16 protein-coding genes are annotated in these 21,209 nt (G+C 72.0%); 12 read left to right on the forward strand and 4 right to left on the reverse strand.

Annotated features, from left to right (window positions below; all coding sequences use genetic code 11):
• Positions 1–5 precede the first annotated feature (5 nt).
• From gatB to D0Z67_RS20625, 3 genes are all read left to right on the forward strand, one after another.
• Positions 6–1,520, forward strand: a complete 1,515-nt coding sequence (gatB, locus tag D0Z67_RS20615) for an Asp-tRNA(Asn)/Glu-tRNA(Gln) amidotransferase subunit GatB (RefSeq protein ID WP_031181742.1) — start codon at positions 6–8, stop codon at positions 1,518–1,520.
• A gap of 105 nt (positions 1,521–1,625) precedes the next feature.
• Positions 1,626–1,991 (forward strand): hypothetical protein, encoded by a 366-nt coding sequence (locus tag D0Z67_RS20620; protein WP_031181743.1) that lies wholly within the window; start codon positions 1,626–1,628, stop codon positions 1,989–1,991.
• 123 nt (positions 1,992–2,114) lie between these two features.
• Positions 2,115–2,654, forward strand: a complete 540-nt coding sequence (locus tag D0Z67_RS20625) for a hypothetical protein (RefSeq protein ID WP_031181744.1) — start codon at positions 2,115–2,117, stop codon at positions 2,652–2,654.
• A 39-nt stretch (positions 2,655–2,693) separates the two neighbouring features.
• Here D0Z67_RS20625 and D0Z67_RS20630 read toward each other — a convergent pair whose 3' ends face one another.
• Both D0Z67_RS20630 and D0Z67_RS20635 read right to left on the reverse strand, forming a co-directional pair.
• Positions 2,694–3,833 (reverse strand): PQQ-dependent sugar dehydrogenase, encoded by a 1,140-nt coding sequence (locus D0Z67_RS20630; protein ID WP_382847593.1) that lies wholly within the window; start codon positions 3,831–3,833, stop codon positions 2,694–2,696.
• An 84-nt stretch (positions 3,834–3,917) separates the two neighbouring features.
• Positions 3,918–4,916, reverse strand: a complete 999-nt coding sequence (locus D0Z67_RS20635) for an aldo/keto reductase (RefSeq protein ID WP_031181746.1) — start codon at positions 4,914–4,916, stop codon at positions 3,918–3,920.
• 74 nt (positions 4,917–4,990) lie between these two features.
• Here D0Z67_RS20635 and D0Z67_RS20640 point away from each other — a divergent pair, with 74 nt between their 5' ends.
• From D0Z67_RS20640 to serA, 6 genes are all read left to right on the forward strand, one after another.
• Positions 4,991–5,929, forward strand: a complete 939-nt coding sequence (locus D0Z67_RS20640) for a 2-hydroxyacid dehydrogenase (protein ID WP_031181747.1) — start codon at positions 4,991–4,993, stop codon at positions 5,927–5,929.
• A gap of 373 nt (positions 5,930–6,302) precedes the next feature.
• On the forward strand, positions 6,303–9,308 hold the full coding sequence (locus tag D0Z67_RS20650; protein ID WP_165507354.1) for a putative bifunctional diguanylate cyclase/phosphodiesterase: 3,006 nt from the start codon (positions 6,303–6,305) through the stop codon (positions 9,306–9,308).
• A 252-nt stretch (positions 9,309–9,560) separates the two neighbouring features.
• Positions 9,561–11,411, forward strand: a complete 1,851-nt coding sequence (locus D0Z67_RS20655; protein ID WP_031181748.1) for an acetolactate synthase large subunit — start codon at positions 9,561–9,563, stop codon at positions 11,409–11,411.
• A gap of 39 nt (positions 11,412–11,450) precedes the next feature.
• Positions 11,451–11,975 (forward strand): acetolactate synthase small subunit, encoded by a 525-nt coding sequence (gene ilvN, locus D0Z67_RS20660; protein WP_031181749.1) that lies wholly within the window; start codon positions 11,451–11,453, stop codon positions 11,973–11,975.
• A 110-nt stretch (positions 11,976–12,085) separates the two neighbouring features.
• On the forward strand, positions 12,086–13,084 hold the full coding sequence (gene ilvC / locus D0Z67_RS20665; protein ID WP_031181750.1) for a ketol-acid reductoisomerase: 999 nt from the start codon (positions 12,086–12,088) through the stop codon (positions 13,082–13,084).
• 185 nt (positions 13,085–13,269) lie between these two features.
• Entirely contained in the window at positions 13,270–14,871 is a 1,602-nt protein-coding gene (serA, locus tag D0Z67_RS20670) for a phosphoglycerate dehydrogenase (protein WP_031181751.1), read from the forward strand.
• A gap of 63 nt (positions 14,872–14,934) precedes the next feature.
• Here serA and D0Z67_RS20675 read toward each other — a convergent pair whose 3' ends face one another.
• The gene (locus tag D0Z67_RS20675; RefSeq protein ID WP_031181752.1) at positions 14,935–16,473 is read right to left on the reverse strand and encodes an MFS transporter; all 1,539 of its coding nucleotides are present in this window, start codon (positions 16,471–16,473) and stop codon (positions 14,935–14,937) included.
• Positions 16,474–16,582: 109 nt separating this feature from the next.
• On the opposite strand from D0Z67_RS20675, the gene D0Z67_RS20680 reads away from it, so the two are divergent.
• Positions 16,583–17,152 (forward strand): TetR/AcrR family transcriptional regulator, encoded by a 570-nt coding sequence (locus D0Z67_RS20680; protein WP_031181753.1) that lies wholly within the window; start codon positions 16,583–16,585, stop codon positions 17,150–17,152.
• Between the two features lie 4 nt (positions 17,153–17,156).
• Here D0Z67_RS20680 and D0Z67_RS20685 read toward each other — a convergent pair whose 3' ends face one another.
• Complete coding sequence (locus D0Z67_RS20685; protein WP_199812195.1) at positions 17,157–18,350, reverse strand: PucR family transcriptional regulator; 1,194 nt, start codon at positions 18,348–18,350, stop codon at positions 17,157–17,159.
• 165 nt (positions 18,351–18,515) lie between these two features.
• Between D0Z67_RS20685 and D0Z67_RS20690 the strand changes: the two genes are divergently transcribed.
• On the forward strand, positions 18,516–19,496 hold the full coding sequence (locus D0Z67_RS20690) for a proline dehydrogenase family protein (RefSeq protein WP_031181755.1): 981 nt from the start codon (positions 18,516–18,518) through the stop codon (positions 19,494–19,496).
• Positions 19,497–19,536: 40 nt separating this feature from the next.
• Complete coding sequence (gene pruA, locus D0Z67_RS20695) at positions 19,537–21,168, forward strand: L-glutamate gamma-semialdehyde dehydrogenase (RefSeq protein ID WP_031181756.1); 1,632 nt, start codon at positions 19,537–19,539, stop codon at positions 21,166–21,168.
• The last annotated feature ends 41 nt before the right edge of the window (positions 21,169–21,209 follow it).

The raw sequence follows: 21,209 nt of genomic DNA on the forward strand, positions 1-21,209 counted from the left end.
TCACCGTGACCACCACGACCGACCTGGTGTCGTACGAGGACGCGCTGTCGTCGTACGACCCCGTCATGGGCCTTGAGGTCCATGTCGAACTCGGCACCCACACCAAGATGTTCTGCGGCTGTTCGACCGAGCTGGGCGCCGAGCCCAACTCGCAGACCTGCCCGGTCTGCCTCGGCCTGCCCGGCGCGCTCCCGGTCGTCAACGCGACCGGCGTCGAGTCCGCGATCAAGATCGGCCTCGCGCTGAACTGCTCGATCGCCGAATGGTGCCGCTTCGCCCGGAAGAACTACTTCTATCCGGACATGCCGAAGAACTTCCAGACCTCCCAGTACGACGAGCCGATCGCCTTCGACGGTTACCTCGACGTGCAGCTGGAGGACGGTGAGACCTTCCGCGTGGAGATCGAGCGCGCCCACATGGAGGAGGACACCGGCAAGTCGACGCACGTCGGCGGTGCCACCGGCCGTATCCACGGCGCGTCCCACTCGCTGCTGGACTACAACCGCGCGGGCATCCCGCTCATCGAGATCGTCACCAAGCCCATCGAGGGCGCGGGCGAGCGGGCCCCCGAGGTCGCGCGCGCCTACGTCCGCGAGCTGCGCGAGGTCATCCGGGCCCTCGGTGTCTCCGAGGCGCGGATGGAGATGGGCCAGATGCGCTGCGACGTGAACCTGTCGCTGCGCCCGCACGGCCGCGAGAAGTTCGGTACGCGCTCGGAGACGAAGAACGTCAACTCGCTGCGCTCGGTCGAGCGCGCCGCCCGTTTCGAGATCATGCGCCACGCGGCCGTGCTCGACGGCGGCGGCACGATCATCCAGGAGACCCGCCACTTCCACGAGGACACCGGGTCGACGACCTCGGGCCGCGTGAAGGAGGAGGCCGAGGACTACCGGTACTTCCCGGAGCCCGACCTCGTCCCGGTGGCGCCCTCGCGCGAGTGGGTCGAGAAGATCCGCGCCGCGCTGCCCGAGCTGCCGCTGGCCCGCCGTACCCGCCTGCTGGCGGAGTGGGGCATCTCGGCCACCGACATGCAGTCGATCACCAACGCCGGTGCGCTGGACCTGATCGTCGCCACCATCGACGCCGGTGCCGACGCGGCCTCCGCCCGCAAGTGGTGGATGGGCGAGCTGGCGCGCAGCGCCAACGAGTCCCAGAAGGCGCTGGACGAGCTGGCGATCACGCCGGTGCAGGTCGCGCGGGTCACCGAGCTGGTGAACTCCGGCGACCTGAACGACAAGCTGGCCCGCCAGGTCATCGAGGGCGTCCTCGCCGGTGAGGGCACGCCGGACGAGGTCGTGGAGAAGCGCGGCCTCAAGGTCGTCTCCGACGAGGGTGCGCTGACCACCGCCGTCGACGAGGCCATCGCCGGCAACCCGGCCATCGCGGACAAGATCCGCGGCGGCAAGGTGGCGGCGGCCGGCGCGCTGGTCGGCGCGGTCATGAAGGCCACCCGTGGCCAGGCCGACGCCGCCCGCGTCAAGGAGCTGATCCTGGACCGGCTGGGTGTGAGCGAGGGCTGAGTCCCGCGCCGAGACGTGGCCCCGGAGGTGCATCCTCCGGGGCCACGCCCGTTTTCCGGGGGTCGCGAGGAGGCACCCGGGGCGAAGGCGCTACGCTCGCCCGCCATGAGTGGACGTACCGATTCCGTCGCCGGACCCGCCGAGGCAGAGGCCGAGGAGGAGGCGGCGGAACTGGCGGAACGGGCGGAGCCCGTCGTCCAGGACGAAGCGGAGACCGACGGCCACGACGAGGCCCGCCGCGCCCGCTGGCTCGCCACCGGCACCGGCGCCCTCCTCACCCTCGCCGGGACCGCCGCCGCCCTGCTCCGCCTGACCGGCACCGCCCCCGCCCTGGTCCCCGCCGCGTACGCCACCGGCGCCGCCGTCTGCGCGGCCGCCGCCCTCCTCGGCACCCGGGGCCGCACCCGCCGGGCCCTCTGGCTGCTGATAGCCGGGACGATGATCATGGCCCTCGGCGACCAGTTCGACTGAGGCGTCCGCACCGGCACCGAGGGCTGGGCGGCGCCGGCCACCCGAGTGGCGCGCGGCCCGGGAAACCGCAGCGCACAGCGGGCGTTAAGACGCCTCTCAGACTCCGTCCGTACGGTGCCGGGCATGGCTACGAAGACAGCGGAAGGCGCCGGGACCGAGACCGGCGCACAGCACGACGAGACGGTGGCGGAGACCGCCGTGACCGAGGAAGCCCAGGCAGCCGAACAGCCGGAGAGCGGCGAGGAGACGGCCGCCGAGCCGCGCCGCGCGTCCGGGGTCGGCCAGGGCGCCGGTGCCGTGGTGTCCGCCGCGCTCGGCCTGGTCTCGCTCAACGGCGGCTGGGTCGGCACCGTCGCCTCGGCCCGCGCCCAGCTCATGGGCCAGCTCAAGACGTCCTCCCAGGCGGGGGTCGCCCAGCAGATCAAGGCGGTCTACGGCGACGCCTGGCACGCCACCGCCCTGTGGGCCGGCCTCTTCGCCGTGGCCGCGCTGGTCGTGGGCGTCGCGGTGCTCGCCCGCCCCGCGTTCGGCGCGCCGGGCCGGCCGCAGGCCCCGTGGATCAAGTCGGTCGCGTGGGGCGGTGTCGCGCTCGGCGTCATCGGCCTGCTGCTGGCCGCGCTGAAGTACTCCGACGCGCTGCTCGGTCTGCCCTCGGCGGGCTGACCCGCGCGCGAGCGGGGGCGGTGTGCCGCACCGCCCCCGTCAGCGGACCCGCAGCTCCAGCAGCCGGTCGTCGCCCTTCTTGGGGTCGCCCCGGCCGTCGGTGTTGCTGGTCAGCAGCCACAGCCGGTCCTGCCCGGCCGGGGCCACCGTGCGCAGCCGGCCGTACGTCCCGTCCAGGAACGCCTGCGGCGGGGCCGACGCCGAGGTGGAGCGCAACGGGACGCGCCACAGGCGCTCGCCCCGGAGGCCGGCCATCCAGATCACCCCGTCCACTTGGGCGATACCGCTCGGGGACGCGTCGTCGGTGTGCCACTGGGCCAGCGGATTCTGGAAGCGCGGATCGGAGCCCTTGCCCTCGGCGGCGGGCCAGCCGTAGTCGCCGCCCGGCTTGATCGCGTTCAGCTCGTCCCAGGTGTCCTGCCCGAACTCCGAGGCGAACAGCCGCTGTTGCCGGTCCCAGGCCAGACCCTGCACATTGCGGTGGCCGTAGGAGTACACCGGGGAGCGGCCGAGGGGGTTGCCCGGCGCGGGCTCGCCCTCCGGGGTGATCCGCAGGATCTTGCCGCCCAGCGACTTCTTGTCGGGGGCCAGCCCGCTGTCGCCGCTCTCGCCGGTACCGATGTACAGCATGCCGTCCGGGCCGAAGGCGATCCGGCCGCCGTTGTGGATGTGGCCCTTGGGGATGCCCTTGAACACCGTGTCCGGGGCGCCCAGTTGGTCACCGGGGGCGCGCTTCTCGTCGTACCGGACGCGGACCACACGGTTGTCGGAGGCGGAGGTGAAGCAGGCGTAGACCATGTGGTCCGAGGCGAAGCCGGGGGAGAGGGCGATGCCCAGCAGGCCGCCCTCGCCGGCGGGCTCGACCCCGGAGATCCGGCCGGTCACCGTCTTCTTGCCGGTCCTGGCGTCGATCCGGGTGAGGGTGGCGTCGTCGCGGGAGGAGACCAGCAGGTTCCCGTCGGGCAGCGGGGCCAGCCCCCACGGGCTCTTGAGCCCCTCGGCCACCGTCCGCAGCACCTTCACCGAGCCCTTGGCGGGCGGCGCGGTCTCCGACGGCACGCTGACCGTCACCGTGTTCTCGTCGGGCGATCCCCGCCCGTCACCCCCGCCCGAGGAGCAGCCCGCGCCCAGCAGCAGCGTGGTCGCGGCGAGTACGGCGGGCACGGTTCGGCTTCGCACGGTCAAGGTCCCTTCGAAGGGGTCGCACCGACACCGCTACCCCACCAGACGCACACCGTGCGCGTCAGCGGTTCCGCGACAGACCTAGTCCCACGATCCCAGCGCCGGAGGCAGTGCGGCCACCTCGGCGAGGTCCTCCGGGGTCAGCCGCAGCGCGGCCGCCGCCGCGTTCTCCCGGGCCCAGCGCTCCCGCTTGGTGCCGGGCAGCGCGATGACCTGCGGTCCCTGTGCCAGCACCCAGGCCAGCGCGACCTGTGCCGGGGTGACGTCCGCGCCGTGCCGGCGCGCGATACGCCGGAGCCCGGCCACGAGAGGCTGGTTGGACGCCATCATCTCGGCCGTGAAACGGGGGTGGCGGGCGCGCGGGTCGTCCGGTTCGAAACCCTCGCCCGGGGTGAGCGTCCCGGTGAGGAAACCATTCCCCAGGGGCATCGCCGCGAGGAAGCCGATGCCCCGCTCCGCACACCAGGGCAGCAGCGCGGTCAGCGCCTCCGGCGACCACACCGACAGCTCCGCCTGCACCGCGCTCACCGGGAACACCTGCTGCACCCGCTGCAACTGGCGCAGCGTGCCGTCGTACAGCCCGGACCCGGGGCGGCGGCCGCCGCGCGCGCCGACCGCGCACAGGCCGAGCGCCCGGACCTTCCCGGCCCGCACCAGCTCCGCCATCGCGCCCCAGGTCTCCTCGACCGGGACCTCGGGGTCGGCGCGGTGCAGCTGGTACAGGTCGATGACGTCGGTCTGCAGGCGGCGCAGCGAGGCGTCGCAGGCCCGCTTCACATAGCCGGGGCGCCCGTTGGCCACGATGTGCTGATCACCCACCAGCAGCCCGGCCTTGGTCGACACGAACGCGTCCGCGCGCCGCTCCCTCAGCACCCGGCCGAGCAGCAGCTCATTGGTGAACGGGCCGTACATGTCGGCGGTGTCCAGCAGGTCCGACCCGAGGTCCAGCGCCCGGTGCACGGCCCTGACCGACTCCTCGCCCCGCCGCCGCGACCCGCTGTACGCCCAGCTCATCGGCATGCACCCGAGCCCCACGGCCCCCACAGAGAGCGCCCCCGTGCCGATCCTCCTGCGCTCCACCTGCCGCGAACCTCCCTCGAAGAGACCCCCAACCTAACGTCTGGTCCCACCCGCCCTGAACTAGCCTCCTGACCATGACCCAAGACGTCTGGATGCCGATCCCGCCCGAGGAGATCAAGGGACTGCCCGAGGGGCTCGACTACTCGTTCTGGGACGGTGGGGCGTTCCCCGGTGACCCCGCCGACTGCGCGGTGTACGTGGTCCCGTACATGAAGCCGCTGGAGGTGCGGACGCGTCCGCTGGAGCGGATGACCGGCCTGCGCGTGATCCAGACCCTCACCGCGGGCGTGGACGACATCACCGCGAACCTCTCCCTGGTCGCCCCCGGCGTCCAGCTCTGCAACGCCCGGGGCGTCCACGACACCAGTACCGCCGAGCTGGCTCTCACCCTCACACTGGCCTCGCTGCGCGGGATCCCGGGGTTCGTGCGGGCGCAGGAAGAGGGGCGCTGGCAAGGGGAGTTCCGGCCCGCTCTGGCCGACCGGAACGTGCTCATCCTCGGCTACGGGGCGATCGGTTCGGCCATCGAGGACCGGCTCGCGCCCTTCGAGGTGGAGCGCGTGACCCGGGTGGCGCGCTCCGGGCGCACCACCGCGCGCGGGGTCGTGCATCCGCTCACAGAACTTCCCCAACTGCTCCCGGAAGCCGACGTGGTGATCCTCGCGACGCCCCTCACCGACGAGACACGGGGCCTGGTGGACGCCGCCTTCCTGGCCCGCATGAAGGACGGCGCCCTGCTGGTGAACATCGCGCGCGGGCCCGTGGTCGACACCGACGCCCTGCTCAGCGAGGTGGAGAGCGGGCGCCTGACCGCCGCGCTGGACGTCACCGACCCGGAACCGCTGCCGCCGGGGCACCCGTTGTGGCGGGCGCCGGGCGTACTGATCACCCCGCATGTGGGCGGCCCGAGTTCGGCGTTCCGGCCGCGCGCGGAGCGGCTCCTGGTGGACCAGTTGACCCGGTTCGTGAACCATGAGCCACTGCGCCACGTGGTCCTCACCACCGGGGCGTGAGCCGTGCGTCGGCACCCTCCGCGACCCTTCAAGCGCGGTGTGTGCCCGCATAGTCGCTGGTCGTCACGGAGAGTAGAGAAGCTATGTCCCTGAGTGACGATCCTGGTGTATCGTCCCGACAGGGGTGCGCCGCCGACCGATCGGCGCCGGGGACGAACATTTCAGCTCTGTGAGGGGGGCGACGGGCGATGCACGGCCTATGGACGAACGATCCGACGCGGCGGAGCCGCCGATGGCGACCCTGGCGTACGACCGCGCGCAGGCGCGAGCGGCCGATGAGCCGGCTCGCCCTGCACCCCCGGCCGGGCGCCCGGCGGAGGCATCCGCACCGGCCCCCGAGGGTCACTGGCGCGAGCCGCACCGGGAGGGCGCGGTGAGCGCGCCGCCGGTGACCACGACCGCGCTCGACGGGGCGCCCCGCGCGCCACAGCAGCCCGTCCGCACGCCCCCCACCCGGCCACCGGCAGCGGCCGGCGGCGGATCGCGGCTCACCCAGCAGCTCGCCCTCGCGGTGATCTGCGCGGCCTACGCGGTCGGCTCCGCCTTCGACTGGGGCAACGAACAACTCGCGCTGTTCATGGGCGACTTCGGGCTCAGCGCGGCGGCCGGCACCGCCGCCGTCTCCTGCTTCCTCTACGCCCGCACCCGCCGGGTCCGCTTCCGCCCCGCCTGGCTGCTCTTCGCCCTCTCCTCCGCGATGGCCGCCCTGGGCAACGCGGTCTGGGGGTGGTACGAGGTCGTCCTCGAACGCCCCGTGCCGAGCCCCAGCTACGCCGATCTGTTCTTCCTCTGCTTCGCGCCGCCCGCCATCGTGGGCCTGCTGGTCCTCGCCAAACGCCCGGTGAGCCGGGCCGGCTGGATCTGTCTCACGCTGGACGCCTGGCTCATCGGCGGCTCGCTGCTCACCCTCTCCTGGAGCCTGGCACTCGCCCAGACCGCCCGGATCGACGGCCCGAGCGTCGAGCACACCGCCCTCTCGCTGGCCTACCCGCTGCTGGACATCGTGCTGGTCAGCATGGTGCTCGCGCTGCACTTCCGGCGCAGCCCCGGCAACCGCACCGCCGTCAACACCGCGATCGGCGCCCTGGCGCTCACCGTGATGTGCGACGCGCTGTTCACCTCCCCGCTGCTGCACAGCAGTTACCGCTCCGGGCAGCTGCTGGACGCGGGCTGGTTCGCGGGCTCCCTGCTGCTCGCCTACGCCCCCTGGGCCGCACCCCGGGGGCGCGAGGGCGAGCGGGGCACGGCCGAGACCCGGGTCGTGCACGAGCACGTGCCGGGCCGGCGCGGCCCCTCCGCCGCGCAGGCGCACCCGCCCGGCACCGAGGGCCAGGGCCACCGGTACCCGTCCGGCAGGCCGCTCACCGGCTCGCTGGCCGCCCTCACCCCGTACCTCGCCGCCGCCGTCTGCACACTGGGCATCCTGTACAACGTGCTCAACGGACGCCGGCCCGACCACGTGGTGCTGATCACCGCGGGCGCCGTGGTGCTGGCCCTGGTGATCCGCCAGGGCATCATGCTGCTGGACAACATCACCCTCACCCAGGAACTGGCGCAGAAGGAGAACCACTTCCGCTCCCTGGTGCAGGGCTCCAGCGACGTCATCATGATCGCCGCCCCCAACGGCGTGCTGCGCTACGTCTCCCCGGCCGCCGCCGGGGTCTACGGCAGCAGCGCCGAGGCCCTGATCGGCACCGAACTGGCCGCGCTGATCCACCCCGAGGACCTGGGCTGCGTGGTGCACGAGGTGCGCCGCTTCCTGGCCGCCGACCCGCTGGCCGAACCCACCACCCGTATCGAGTGCCGCTTCCGCTCCGGCCGGGGAGGCTGGCTCAACGTGGAGTCCACCGTCAACCGGCACCACGGCGGGCTGATCTTCAACAGCCGGGACGTAACCGAGCGGGTCCGGCTCCAGGCCCAGCTCCAGCACAACGCCGAGCACGACCCGCTCACCGACCTGCCCAACCGCGCCCTGTTCACCCGGCGCGTCCAGCAGGCCCTGTCCGGGCGCCGGGCCACCGACCGGGGCGCCGCCCTGCGCGGCACCGCCGTGCTCTTCATCGACCTCGACGGCTTCAAGGCCGTCAACGACACCATCGGCCACCAGGCCGGGGACGAGCTGCTGATCCAGGCCGCGCGCCGCCTCCAGGACTCCGTACGGCAGGGGGACACCGCCTCCCGGCTCGGCGGGGACGAGTTCGCGGCCCTGATCACCGGCGACGGCACCCGCGACCGCGCCGCCCGCGAGCGGCACATCCTGGAGCTGGCCGACCGGCTGCGGCTCACCCTCTCCCAGCCGTACGCCATCGACGGCAACGATGTCCGGGTGAACGCCTCCATCGGCGTCGCCTTCGCCGAACCCGGCCTCGGCGCGGGCGAACTGCTGCGCAACGCCGACCTGGCGATGTACCGGGCCAAGGCCGGCGGCAAGGGCCGGGTGGAGCTGTACAAGCCGCAGATGCAGCAGGACGTGGTCCGCAAGGCCGAGCTGGCCGGGCGGCTGCGCGCCGCACTGCACGAGGGCGAGTTCGCGCTGCTGCACCAGCCGGTGGTGTGCCTCAACGGCGGCCGGATCGCCTCGGTCGCCACCCACGCGCGCTGGCGCTCCGCCCAGGGGGTGCTGTTCACCCCGGCCGAGTTCCTGCGGGTGGCCGAGGACGGCGACCGTACGGCCGAGCTGGAGCGCTGGATACTCCAGGAAGCCGTCGAGCAGGCCGCCGAGCGGGCGGCCGGCGGCCTCGTCGTCCCGGTGTCGGTACGGATGAGCGCCCGGCGGCTGCTGGACCGCTCACTGCCGCTCGGCTCCATCGAGGCGCTGCTGACCCGCCACGGACTGCCGCCCGGCGCGCTGATCATCGAACTGTCCGGCACCGACCCGAGGATCTCCCTGGACGAGCTGGAGCGCCGCCTGACCGGGCTCAGCCGCCTCGGGGTGCGGATCGCGCTCGACGGCTTCGGCTCCGGCCACGCGGCCATCACGGCGCTGCGCAGGCTCCCCGTGGACATCCTCAAGCTCGACCGGGGGCTGATCGAGGGCGTGGTGGAGTCCGCCCGGCTGCACAAGATCACCAGCGGGCTGCTGCGCATCGCGGGCGACCTCGGGCTCCAGACCGTCGCCGAGGGCGTGGACCTGCCGGAGCAGGTGGTCGCACTGCGCGCCATGGGCTGTACGCACGGCCAGGGCATGGCGTTCGCCGGGCCGGTGGACGAGTACCGGCTGCGCCGGGCGCTCGCCTCCGGCCGCTTCCCGCTGCCGCACGCGCCCGCCGAACCGGTCTTCGCGGGCAAGGGCGCCGGGCTCTACTCCGGGTCCATGTCCACCGTCTTCGGCGGGACGGCGCTCCGCTCACATGATGAGACGGCTGTCCCACCCACTTGACACACGGTGCGCGCCGGGGGGAGGGTCAATGCCATGCGCACCCGAATTCTCGTACTTGGAAAGCGCGTCGGCTGAGCTGGGGCTTCGTCGGACACCGTCCGGAAATCCCAGCACCCCTCACCGACGCGCCCCCCTCGCCTGCCTTACGGCACGGGGGGTTTTTTGTTGCACGAGTGACCCTCGTGCGGCCCCCCGCTCCGCACCCAGACCGCCCGAACCTCGCAAACCCTCAAGCTCGAGAAGAGAATGACGATGACCGAGCAGGCCACCGGGGCCCACCATCCGCAGCCGCGGCCCCGATCCGGAGGACAGCACTCCGCCCCCGTCGAGCACGTCACGGGAGCGCAGTCCCTCATCCGCTCGCTCGAGGAGGTCGGGGTCGACACCGTATTCGGCATTCCCGGGGGCACGATCCTTCCCGCGTACGACCCGCTGATGGACTCCCGGCGGGTGCGCCACGTGCTGGTCCGCCACGAGCAGGGCGCGGGTCACGCGGCCACCGGATACGCGCAGGCCACCGGCAAGGTCGGCGTCTGCATGGCGACTTCGGGCCCCGGCGCCACCAACCTGGTCACCCCGATCGCCGACGCCAACATGGACTCGGTGCCGCTGGTCGCGATCACCGGCCAGGTCGTCTCCAAGGCGATCGGCACGGACGCCTTCCAGGAGGCGGACATCGTCGGCATCTCCATGCCGATCACCAAGCACAGCTTCCTGGTGACCAGGGCCGAGGACATCCCGAGGACGATCGCCGAGGCGTTCCACATCGCCTCGACCGGCCGTCCGGGGCCGGTCCTGGTCGACATCCCCAAGGACATCCTCCAGGCCCGGACGACCTTCTCCTGGCCGCCCGTGACCGACCTGCCCGGCTACCGCCCGGTGACCAAGCCGCACGCCAAGCAGATCCGCGAGGCCGCCCGGCTCATCACCAGCGCCCGCCGGCCCGTCCTCTACGTCGGCGGCGGTGTGCTCAAGGCCGGCGCCACCGCCGAGCTGAAGGTGCTCGCCGAGCTGACCGGCGCCCCCGTCACCACCACCCTGATGGCGCTGGGCGCCTTCCCCGACAGCCACCCGCAGCACGTCGGCATGCCCGGCATGCACGGCTCGGTCACCGCCGTCACCGCGCTGCAGAAGGCCGACCTGATCGTCGCCCTCGGCGCCCGCTTCGACGACCGCGTCACCGGCAAGCTGGACAGCTTCGCGCCGTACGCCAAGATCGTGCACGCCGACATCGACCCGGCCGAGATCGGCAAGAACCGCGAGGCGGACGTGCCGATCGTGGGCGACGCCCGCGAGGTGCTCGCCGACCTGATCCAGGCCGTGCAGAAGGAGCACGACGAGGGCCACCGGGGCGACCACAGCGCCTGGTGGAGCGACCTGAACCGCTGGCGCGAGACCTACCCGCTCGGCTACGAGACCCCCGAGGACGGCTCGCTCTCCCCGCAGGCGGTCATCGAGCGCATCGGGCAGCTCGCCCCGGACGACACGATCTTCGCGGCGGGCGTCGGCCAGCACCAGATGTGGGCCGCCCACTTCATCCAGTACGAGAAGCCCGCGACCTGGCTCAACTCCGGCGGCGCCGGAACCATGGGGTACGCGGTCCCGGCCGCGATGGGCGCCAAGGCCGGACAGCCCGGCCGTACGGTCTGGGCGATCGACGGCGACGGCTGCTTCCAGATGACCAATCAGGAACTGACCACCTGCGCCCTGAACAACATCCCGATCAAGGTCGCCATCATCAACAACGGCGCCCTCGGCATGGTCCGCCAGTGGCAGACGCTGTTCTACAACCAGCGCTACTCCAACACCGTGCTCCACTCCGGTCCCGACGGACCCACCGGTCCCAGCGCCGGCACCCGCGTCCCCGACTTCGTGAAGCTGGCCGAGGCGATGGGCTGCCACTCGATCCGCTGCGAGCGCCCCGAGGACCTGGACAAGGTCATCGAGGAGGCCAACGCGATCAACGACCGCCCGGTCGTCGTCGACTTCATCGTCCACGAGGACGCGATGGTGTGGCCCATGGTCGCCGCCGGGACCTCCAACGACGAGGTCATGGCCGCGCGGGGCGTCCGTCCCGACTTCGGCGACGGCGACCAGGACTGACCGAGGACCCGAGCGAGAGAGACCGAGAGAGACCACGACATGTCCAAGCACACGCTCTCCGTCCTGGTGGAGAACACACCGGGCATCCTCGCCCGCATCGCCGCCCTCTTCTCCCGGCGCGGCTTCAACATCGACTCCCTCGCGGTGGGTGTCACCGAGCACGCCGACATCTCCCGCATCACCATCGTGGTGAACGTCGAGGACCTGCCGCTGGAGCAGGTGACCAAGCAGCTCAACAAGCTCGTCAACGTGCTGAAGATCGTCGAACTGGAACCCGGACAGGCCGTCCAGCGTGAACTCGTTCTGGTGAAGGTCCGCGCGGACAACGAGACCCGGTCGCAGATCGTGGAGATCGTCCAGCTGTTCCGCGCCAAGACCGTCGACGTCTCCCCGGAGGCCGTCACCATCGAGGCCACCGGCTCCGGCGACAAGCTGTCCGCGATGCTGAAGATGCTGGAGCCCTTCGGCATCAAGGAGCTGGTGCAGTCCGGCACCATCGCCATCGGACGCGGCGCCCGCTCCATCACCGACCGCTCCCTGCGCGCCCTCGACCGCAGCGCGTGACCCCCGGCCCGGCCGCCCTCTCGTGGCGACCGGATGCCGAGACCCCGAAACCTTCCGTCCCCCCACCGCAATACGGTGGGCGCAGCACCCGCACCTCAAGGAGAGAACCAGTGGCCGAGCTGTTCTACGACGCCGACGCCGACCTGTCCATCATCCAGGGCCGCAAGGTCGCGGTCATCGGCTACGGCAGCCAGGGCCACGCCCACGCCCTGTCGCTGCGGGACTCGGGCGTCGACGTCCGCGTCGGTCTGCCCGAGACCTCCAAGTCCCGTGCCAAGGCCGAGGAGCAGGGCCTGCGCGTGGTCACCGCGGCCGAGGCCGCCGCCGAGGCCGACGTCATCATGATCCTGGTCCCGGACCCGCTCCAGGGACAGATCTACGAGGAGTCCATCGCCCCGAACCTGAAGGACGGCGACGCGCTGTTCTTCGGCCACGGCTTCAACATCCGGTTCGGCTTCATCAAGCCCCCGGCCGAGGTCGACGTCTGCATGGTCGCCCCCAAGGGCCCGGGCCACCTGGTCCGCCGCCAGTACGAGGAGGGGCGCGGCGTGCCCTGCATCGTCGCGGTCGAGCAGGACCCCACCGGTAACGCCTTCCCGCTGGCCCTGTCGTACGCCAAGGCCATCGGCGGCACCCGGGCCGGCGTCATCAAGACGACCTTCACCGAGGAGACCGAGACCGACCTGTTCGGTGAGCAGGCCGTGCTCTGCGGCGGCACCGCCGCCCTGGTCAAGGCGGGCTTCGAGACGCTGACCGAGGCGGGCTACCAGCCGGAGATCGCCTACTTCGAGTGCCTGCACGAGCTGAAGCTGATCGTCGACCTCATGTACGAGGGCGGCCTGGAGAAGATGCGCTGGTCCATCTCCGAGACCGCCGAGTGGGGCGACTACGTCACCGGCCCGCGCATCATCACCGACGCCACCAAGGCCGAGATGAAGAAGGTCCTCGCCGAGATCCAGGACGGCTCCTTCGCCAAGAACTGGATGGACGAGTACCACGGCGGCCTGAAGAAGTACGACGAGTACAAGAAGCAGGACTCCGAGCACCTGCTGGAGACCACCGGCAAGAAGCTGCGCAAGCTGATGTCCTGGGTCGACGAAGAGGCGTGACCCTCTGAGGCGGCCGGCGGCGGCACCCCCTGGCGGGGTGCCGCCCGCCCGGCCGCCGCGCCACTACACTGCTGCACAACCAACGCGTCAGGCCCACAGTGTCGTGCGTCTTCCACGCGGCTAGCACCCCTCCACCGCCAGCGGCCGTCGGGACGGCCGTCCGCTATGGACTTGTGAGGACTCACGTGAGCTCGTACCCCAGTCGAAAAGCCACGGTACTCATCGCTGAAGAGCTGTCGCCCGCGACCGTGGACGCACTCGGGCCGGACTTCGAGATCCGGCACTGCAACGGAGCCGACCGCGCCGAACTGCTGCCCGCCATCGCCGACGTGGACGCCATCCTCGTCCGCTCCGCGACCAAGGTCGACGCCGAGGCGATCGCCGCGGCCAAGAGGCTGAAGGTCGTCGCACGGGCCGGCGTCGGCCTGGACAACGTCGACGTCTCCGCCGCCACCAAGGCCGGCGTGATGGTCGTCAACGCCCCCACCTCCAACATCGTCACCGCCGCCGAGCTGGCGTGCGGTCTGCTCGTGGCCAGCGCGCGCAACATTCCGCAGGCCAACACCGCCCTGAAGAACGGCGAGTGGAAGCGCAGCAAGTACACCGGCGTCGAGCTGGCCGAGAAGACCCTCGGCGTGGTCGGCCTCGGCCGCATCGGTGCCCTGGTCGCCCAGCGGATGTCCGCCTTCGGCATGAAGGTCGTCGCCTACGACCCCTACGTACAGCCCGCGCGGGCCGCGCAGATGGGCGTCAAGGTGCTGTCGCTGGACGAGCTGCTGGAGGTCTCCGACTTCATCACCGTCCACCTGCCCAAGACCCCCGAGACGCTCGGCCTGATCGGTGACGAGGCGCTGCGCAAGGTCAAGCCGACCGTGCGCATCGTCAACGCCGCGCGCGGCGGCATCGTCGACGAGGCCGCGCTGTACGCGGCGCTGAAGGAGGGCCGGGTCGCCGGCGCCGGGCTCGACGTGTACGCGAAGGAGCCGTGCACCGACTCCCCGCTGTTCGAGCTGGACCAGGTGGTCTGCACCCCGCACCTCGGTGCCTCCACCGACGAGGCCCAGGAGAAGGCCGGTATCGCGGTGGCCCGCTCGGTGCGGCTCGCCCTCGCCGGTGAGCTGGTGCCGGACGCGGTCAACGTCCAGGGCGGTGTCATCGCCGAGGACGTGAAGCCCGGTCTGCCGCTGGCCGAGCGCCTCGGCCGCATCTTCACCGCGCTCGCGGGCGAGGTCGCGGTCCGCCTCGACGTCGAGGTGTACGGCGAGATCACCCAGCACGATGTGAAGGTGCTCGAACTCTCCGCGCTCAAGGGCGTGTTCGAGGACGTGGTGGACGAGACCGTCTCCTACGTCAACGCCCCGCTGTTCGCGCAGGAGCGCGGTGTCGAGGTCCGCCTCACCACCAGCTCCGAGTCGGCCGACCACCGCAACGTGGTCACCGTGCGCGGCACCCTCGCGGGCGGCGAGGAGGTGTCGGTCTCCGGCACGCTGGCCGGCCCCAAGCACGTCCAGAAGATCGTCGCGGTCGGCGACTACGACGTGGACCTCGCGCTCACCGAGCACATGGTCGTCCTCAGCTACGAGGACCGTCCCGGTGTCGTCGGCACCGTCGGCCGGGTCCTCGGCGAGGCGGGCATCAACATCGCCGGTATGCAGGTGGCCCGTTCCACCGCCGGCGGCGAGGCGCTGGCCGTCCTGACGGTGGACGACACGGTCACCCCGGCCGCGCTGGCCGAGCTGGCCGAGGAGATCGGGGCGACCTCCGCCCGGTCGGTCAACCTGGACTAGGAAGCAGGACATACCGGAGCGCCGGGCGGCCCCCCTCGCGGGCCGCCCGGCGCTCCGGCGTTTCTACGGCCGCTTCGCGTCCCGTCCGCGCAGGGTCAGCGCGGCGCCGACCGCGGCCAGCACCAGCACGCCCGCCCCGGCGAGGGCCGCCGTGTGCATCCCGGCGGTGAACGCCTCCCGCGCCGAGTCCAGCAGCGCCTGACCGGACCGGCCGGGCAGCCGGGCCGCGCCGGCCAGCGCGCCGCCGAGCGTCTCGCGGGCCTCCGCCGGGGCGCCGGACGGCATCCGGTGCCGGTAGACGGCCGCGCCGACCGAGCCCAGGACCGCCATGCCGAGCGCGCCGCCGAACTCCGTGGCCGTCTCCAGCAGGGACGAGGCGGTGCCCGCGCGCTCCGCCGGGGCGCTGCCCATCGCCAGGTCGGTGAGCTGGGACAGCACCATCACCGCGCCGCAGGCCAGCACCCCGGCCCCGGCCAGGGCGAGCCAGAGCGAGTCGGTGCCGGTCAGCGCGAGCAGCCCGTACCCGGCGGCCGAGACCGCGAACCCGGCGGCGACCACTCGGCCCCGGTCCACGCCCCGGGCGACCAACGCGGCGGTGGAGGGCCCCGCGACCCCGATCAGCACCGAGGGCACCAGGCTCCACAGCGCCGCCGACAGCGGGCTCTTGCCCAGCACCGACTGGAGGTACTGCGTGGTGAAGATCGCCGAGCCCAGCATGCCGAAGGCGGACAGCAGGGTCAGCACCACGGCCGGGGTGAAGCCCCGGTTCCGCAGCAGCGCGGGCGGCACCAGCGGGCAGGCGGCGGTGCGCTGGCGGTGCACGAAGAGGGCGGCGAAGAGCAGGCCGACCGTCACCGACATCACGTACCGCACGTGCCAGCCCTCGGAGGGGATCTCCTTCAGGCCGTAGATCACCGGGAGCACGGCGGCCAGCGAGAGCGGGACGCTGATCCAGTCGAAGCGGCCGGAGGCGGGGTCGCGGGACTCGGGGAGCAGGAACGGGCCGAAGGCCAGCAGCAGGAGCATCGCGGGCAGGTTGACCAGGAACACCGAGCCCCACCAGAAGTGCTCCACCAGCACCCCGCTCATCACCGAGCCCAGCGCGATGCCGCCGGTCATCACCCCGGACCACAGTCCGATCGCCTTCGCCCGCTCGGCGGGGTCGGTGAACATCGTGCGCAGCAGCGCCATGGTGGACGGCATCAGGGTGGCGCCGCCGACGCCGAGGACCGCGCGGGCCGCGATCAGGGTGGTGGCGCTGTCGGCGTAGGCGGCGAGGACCGAGGCGGCGCCGAAGGCGGCGGCCCCCGCCAGCAGGAGCCGACGGCTGCCGACGCGGTCGCCGAGCGCGCCCATCGTCATCAGCAGGCCGGCCAGGACGAAGCCGTAGATGTCGAAGATCCAGAGCTGCTGGGTGCCGGTCGGGCGGAGGTCCGCGCTGATCGCCGGGGTGGCGAAGTACAGCACGGACACGTCCATCGAGACCAGCAGCAGCGGCAGCATCAGCACGCCCAGTGCGGTCCATTCGCGCCGACCGGCACGAACGGGGCTGTCCTGGAAGGGAGTCGGGGCGGTGGGCGTCGTGCTCTCCGGGTTCACCATGCCGAGGAATGTACGCACGTATTAAACGCCTGTCTAGAACGAATGTATAAGTCACTCGTATAGGACGTGTGTATAGGACGCTTGTATGGACCGGGGTACGCTGGCCGGCATGGGACACCGTGAGGATCTGCTCGAAGGCGCCAAGCGTTGCCTGCTGGCGAAGGGGTTCGCCCGTACCACCGCGCGCGACGTCGTGAAGGAGTCCGGCACCAACCTGGCCTCCATCGGCTACCACTACGGCTCCAAGGACGCCCTGCTCGCGCAGGCGTACGTGGCGCTGGTGGAGGAGGCGGGGGACACCTTCGGCGGGGCCGAGCCGGCGGGGGAGCCCGGCTCGCTGGAGCGCTTCCACTGGGTGTGGTCGAACGTCATCGCCGCGATGCGCGAGCCCGGTTCGGTCTTCCGGCTCAGCATGGAGGTCATGACCATCGAACTGCCCGAGGTGCGCGCCTACCTGGGCCGCGAGCAGCGCGAGGGCGGACGCGGCCTGGTCGCGCTGCTCACCGGCGTACCCGAGGACGAGGTCACCGACGAGAGCGCCGACACCCTCGGCGCCTTCTACCTCACCCTGATGACCGGCCTCATCGGCCAGTGGACCTTCGACCCGGAGACGGCCCCGGACGCGGACGCCCTCACGGCGGGACTGCGCCAGATCGTGGAGGGCGTCCGCAGGAGCTGACCGCTCAGCCCAGCCGCGCCCGCTTCAGGGCCATGTGGAGCAGCAGGCGGTCCTCGCCGTCGTCCAGGTCCAGGCCGGTCAGGCGTTCCACGCGGCCCAGGCGGTAGTAGAGGGTCTGGCGGTGGATGCCGAGTTCGGCCGCCGCCCGGCCGGCCTGGCCCGCGCAGTCGAGGTAGACCTCGGCGGTGCGCGCCAGCTCCTGGTGGGCGGGGGAGAGCAGCGGCGCAGCCACCGGGTCCTGCACCGACCTCGGCGGCAGCGCGGACAGCAGCCGGTACGGGCCGATGCCCCGCCACTCGGCCACCGGCGCGAACCTCGGCTCGGCCAGCGCGGCCCGCGCCGCCGCCGACGCCTCCTGCCACACCGTGCCCAACTCGGCCAGCCCGAGCCGGGGTTCACCCACGCCCACCCCGACAACGGCGCCCTCCGCCTCCTTGATCAGCCGCGCGGCCGCCACCAGCGCCGGGGCCGTCACCTCCGCGCTGCGCAGCCGCACCAGCACCGCGAGGCTCTGCGCGGTCGCGCCCCACGGCACCGTGCACAGCGCGGTGGCGTGCGGGACGGTACGCGCCGAGGGGGCGTCGTCGGGGTCGGCGGAGAACCAGGGGGCGACGCAGACCACGGTGTGCGGGCCGTCCGCGCGCGGGCCGAGAGCGGTGCGCAGGTCGGTGACGGCCATGTCCCGCTGCCAGCCGTCCTCCGCCGTGAGCACCGCCCGCAGCTCCCGGCCGAGCCCCGCCCCCGCCCGCGCCTCGTCGGCGAGCAGCGCACCGATCCGCCCGGTCACCGGCATGGCGGCGGCGAGCTGGGCGTCGGTCGGGCCGGGGTCGTCGTCCAGCAGCCAGACGTAGCCGAGCACGACACCCCGATGGCGTACCGGCAGGCAGATCCGGCCCCGGTAGACGCCCGCCTCCGGGGTGGGCGGGATGCGCACCGGGTCCGTCGCGCGGGTGATGCCGAAGCCCTCGAACCAGGCCCGGACCGCCGAGGTGGAGCGCCGGGTCAGGATCGAGCGGGCCCGCACCGGGTCCAGCGCGGTGGGGTCCAGCTCGCCCTCGCTGTCGTACGCGCCGAAGGCGATCAGCCCGAAGTCCCGGTTCTCCAGGGTCGCCGGGGCGCCCAGCAGCTCGGAGATCTCGTCCACCAGCTCCTGGTAGTCATCTCTGTAATCGGCCGCCACCCGGGCATTCTGCCGCATATCCGAGCCCGCTTCATACATCTGTCTGAGAATCGGTGATCGGATGCGTGGCGTCTGTCGATGGCTCACCATCGAAGAGATCCCTAGGTTTCACGGTGGTTCTCCGTGCCGTCCCCGAATCGTCGGGTCCCGGCCGTTTCGGTGCTTTTGTTGTGGAGGTGCCCCGTGCTGGGTCCCGTGATTCTCGCCGCCTCGCGCAGCGACCGGATGCGTCGCCTGATCTCGGCCGCCCCGGTGACCAAGCAGGTCGTCGACCGGTTCATCCCCGGCGAGACCGTGGACGACATCGTCCCGGTCATCGCGAAGCTGACCGCCAGGGGCCTCCAGCTCACCATGGACGTCGTCGGCGAGGACATCACCACCCCCGAGCAGGCCACCGCCGCCCGGGACGCCTACCTCGCGCTGGTCGACCACCTGAAGGACCTCGGCCTCGGCGAGCGGGTCGAGATGTCGGTGAAGCTCTCCATGTTCGGCCAGTCCCTCCCGTCGCCCACCACCGCCCTCAACGGAGGGCCTTCCGGGCCCGCAGCCGCATTCCAGGGCGGCCACGAGCTGGCCCTCGCCAACGTCCGCCCGGTCGTCGAGGCCGCCGCCGCCATCGGCACCACGGTCACCCTGGACGCCGAGGACCACACCACCCTCGACTCGATGTTCGCCATCCACGAGGAACTGCGGAAGGACTTCCCGCAGACCGGCTGTGTCATCCAGGCGTACCTGTTCCGCACCGAGGCCGACGCCCGCCGCCTGGCCGCCGCCGGCAGCCGGGTCCGGCTGGTCAAGGGCGCCTACAAGGAGCCCGCCGAGGTCGCGTACCAGCAGAAGCACGAGATCGACAAGGCGTACGTGCGCGTCCTGAAGACGCTGATGGAGGGCGACGGGTACCCGATGATCGGGTCCCACGACCCCCGCCTCATCTCCATCGCCCAGGAACTCGCGCACCGCGCCGGCCGTAAGCTCGACGAGTACGAGTTCCAGATGCTCTACGGCATCCGGAGCGACGAGCACCTGCGGCTGGCCGCCGAGGGACACCGCATGCGTGTCTACACCGCCTACGGCACCGACTGGTACGGCTACTTCATGCGCCGTCTCGCCGAGAAGCCGGCGAACCTCCAGTTCTTCGTACGCAGCATGATCACCAAGGGCTGAGCCCGAACAACCCGCTCAACGTAAAGGAGTTACGGTTCTCATGGACGCTGTGACCCAGGTCCCCACCCCCGTCAACGAGCCGGTGCACGGCTACGCCCCCGGCAGCCCCGAGCGGGTCCGCCTGGAGGCCAAGCTCAAGGAGCTGGCCGAGAACCCCGTCGACCTGCCGATGACCATCGGCGGCGAGAAGCGGATGGGCGGCGGCGAGCCCTTCCAGGTGGTCCAGCCGCACAACCACAAGGCCGTCCTCGGCACCCTGCGCAGCGCCACCCGCGAGGACGCCCAGGACGCGATCGACGCCGCCCTGGCCGCCGCCCCGGCCTGGCGCGCGATGTCCTTCGACGACCGTGCCGCGATCATCCTGCGCGCCGCCGAGCTGCTCTCCGGCCCCTGGCGCGAGACCATCGCCGCCTCCACCATGCTGGGCCAGTCCAAGACCGCCCAGCAGGCCGAGATCGACAGCCCCTGCGAGCTGGTCGACTTCTGGCGCTTCAACGTGCACTACGCCCGCCAGATCCTGGCCGAGCAGCCCCCGGCCAACTCCCCGGGCGTGTGGAACCGCATGGACCACCGCCCGCTGGAGGGCTTCGTCTACGCGATCACGCCGTTCAACTTCTCGGCCATCGCCGCCAACCTGCCCACCGCGCCCGCCCTCATGGGCAACGTGGTGGTCTGGAAGCCGTCCCCGACGCAGACCCACGCCGCCGTGCTGCTGATGCAGCTGCTGGAGGAGGCCGGGCTGCCCAAGGGCGTCATCAACCTGGTCACCGGCGACGGCATCGCGGTCTCCGAGGTCGCGCTGGAGCACCGTGACCTCGCGGGCATCCACTTCACCGGCTCGACCAAGACCTTCCAGTACCTGTGGAAGACGGTCGGCAACAACATCGAGAAGTACCGCGCCTACCCGCGCCTGGTCGGCGAGACCGGCGGCAAGGACTTCGTGGTCGCGCACCCCTCCGCCGACCGCGCCGTGCTCAAGACCGCGCTGACCCGCGGCTCCTTCGAGTACCAGGGCCAGAAGTGCTCGGCCACCTCCCGCGCCTACGTCCCGGCCTCCATCTGGAACTCCGGTTTCAAGGAGGAGTTCGCGGCCGAGATCGACGGCATCACCATGGGTGACGTCACCGACCTGTCGAACTTCATCGGCGCGGTCATCGACGAGCGCTCCTTCGCCAAGAACAAGGCCGCGATCGACCGCGCCGCCGAGGACCCCACCTGCACCATCGTCGCGGGCGGCTCCTACGACGACTCGGTGGGCTACTTCGTCCGCCCGACCGTCATCGAGTGCTCCGACCCCGACAACGAGGTCTTCCGCACCGAGTACTTCGGCCCGATCCTCGCCGTGCACGTCTACGAGGACGACCGTTACGACGAGATGCTGACCCAGATGGAGTCGGTCTCGGACTACGCGCTCACCGGCTCGGTCATTTCCAACGACCGCGCGGCGGCCGCGTACACGATGGAGAAGCTCCGCTACGCGGCGGGCAACTTCTACATCAACGACAAGTCCACCGGCGCCGTCGTCGGCCAGCAGCCCTTCGGCGGCGGCCGCGCCTCCGGCACGGACGACAAGGCCGGCGCCCCGCAGAACCTGATGCGCTGGACGCTGACCCGCGCCATCAAGGAGACGCTGGTCCCGCCGACCGAGTACGGCTACCCGCACATGGGCTGACCGCCCCCGGGCTGAGTGCCCTCACGATCCGGCCCGGCGAA

Origin of the sequence: Streptomyces seoulensis, from assembly GCF_004328625.1 — a bacterium.
Lineage (GTDB): Bacteria > Actinomycetota > Actinomycetes > Streptomycetales > Streptomycetaceae > Streptomyces > Streptomyces seoulensis.

Excerpts from the sequence above, each read along its gene's own strand:
- D0Z67_RS20655 (WP_031181748.1), top strand. The coding sequence starts at position 9,561 with ATGACCGAGCAGGCCACCGGGGCCCACCATCCGCAGCCGCGGCCCCGA.
- D0Z67_RS20680 (WP_031181753.1), top strand. The coding sequence starts at position 16,583 with ATGGGACACCGTGAGGATCTGCTCGAAGGCGCCAAGCGTTGCCTGCTG.
- D0Z67_RS20625 (WP_031181744.1), top strand. The coding sequence starts at position 2,115 with ATGGCTACGAAGACAGCGGAAGGCGCCGGGACCGAGACCGGCGCACAG.
- D0Z67_RS20620 (WP_031181743.1), top strand. The coding sequence starts at position 1,626 with ATGAGTGGACGTACCGATTCCGTCGCCGGACCCGCCGAGGCAGAGGCC.
- D0Z67_RS20640 (WP_031181747.1), top strand. The coding sequence starts at position 4,991 with ATGACCCAAGACGTCTGGATGCCGATCCCGCCCGAGGAGATCAAGGGA.
- ilvN (WP_031181749.1), top strand. The coding sequence starts at position 11,451 with ATGTCCAAGCACACGCTCTCCGTCCTGGTGGAGAACACACCGGGCATC.
- pruA (WP_031181756.1), top strand. The coding sequence starts at position 19,537 with ATGGACGCTGTGACCCAGGTCCCCACCCCCGTCAACGAGCCGGTGCAC.
- D0Z67_RS20675 (WP_031181752.1), bottom strand. The coding sequence starts at position 16,473 with ATGGTGAACCCGGAGAGCACGACGCCCACCGCCCCGACTCCCTTCCAG.
- D0Z67_RS20685 (WP_199812195.1), bottom strand. The coding sequence starts at position 18,350 with ATGCGGCAGAATGCCCGGGTGGCGGCCGATTACAGAGATGACTACCAG.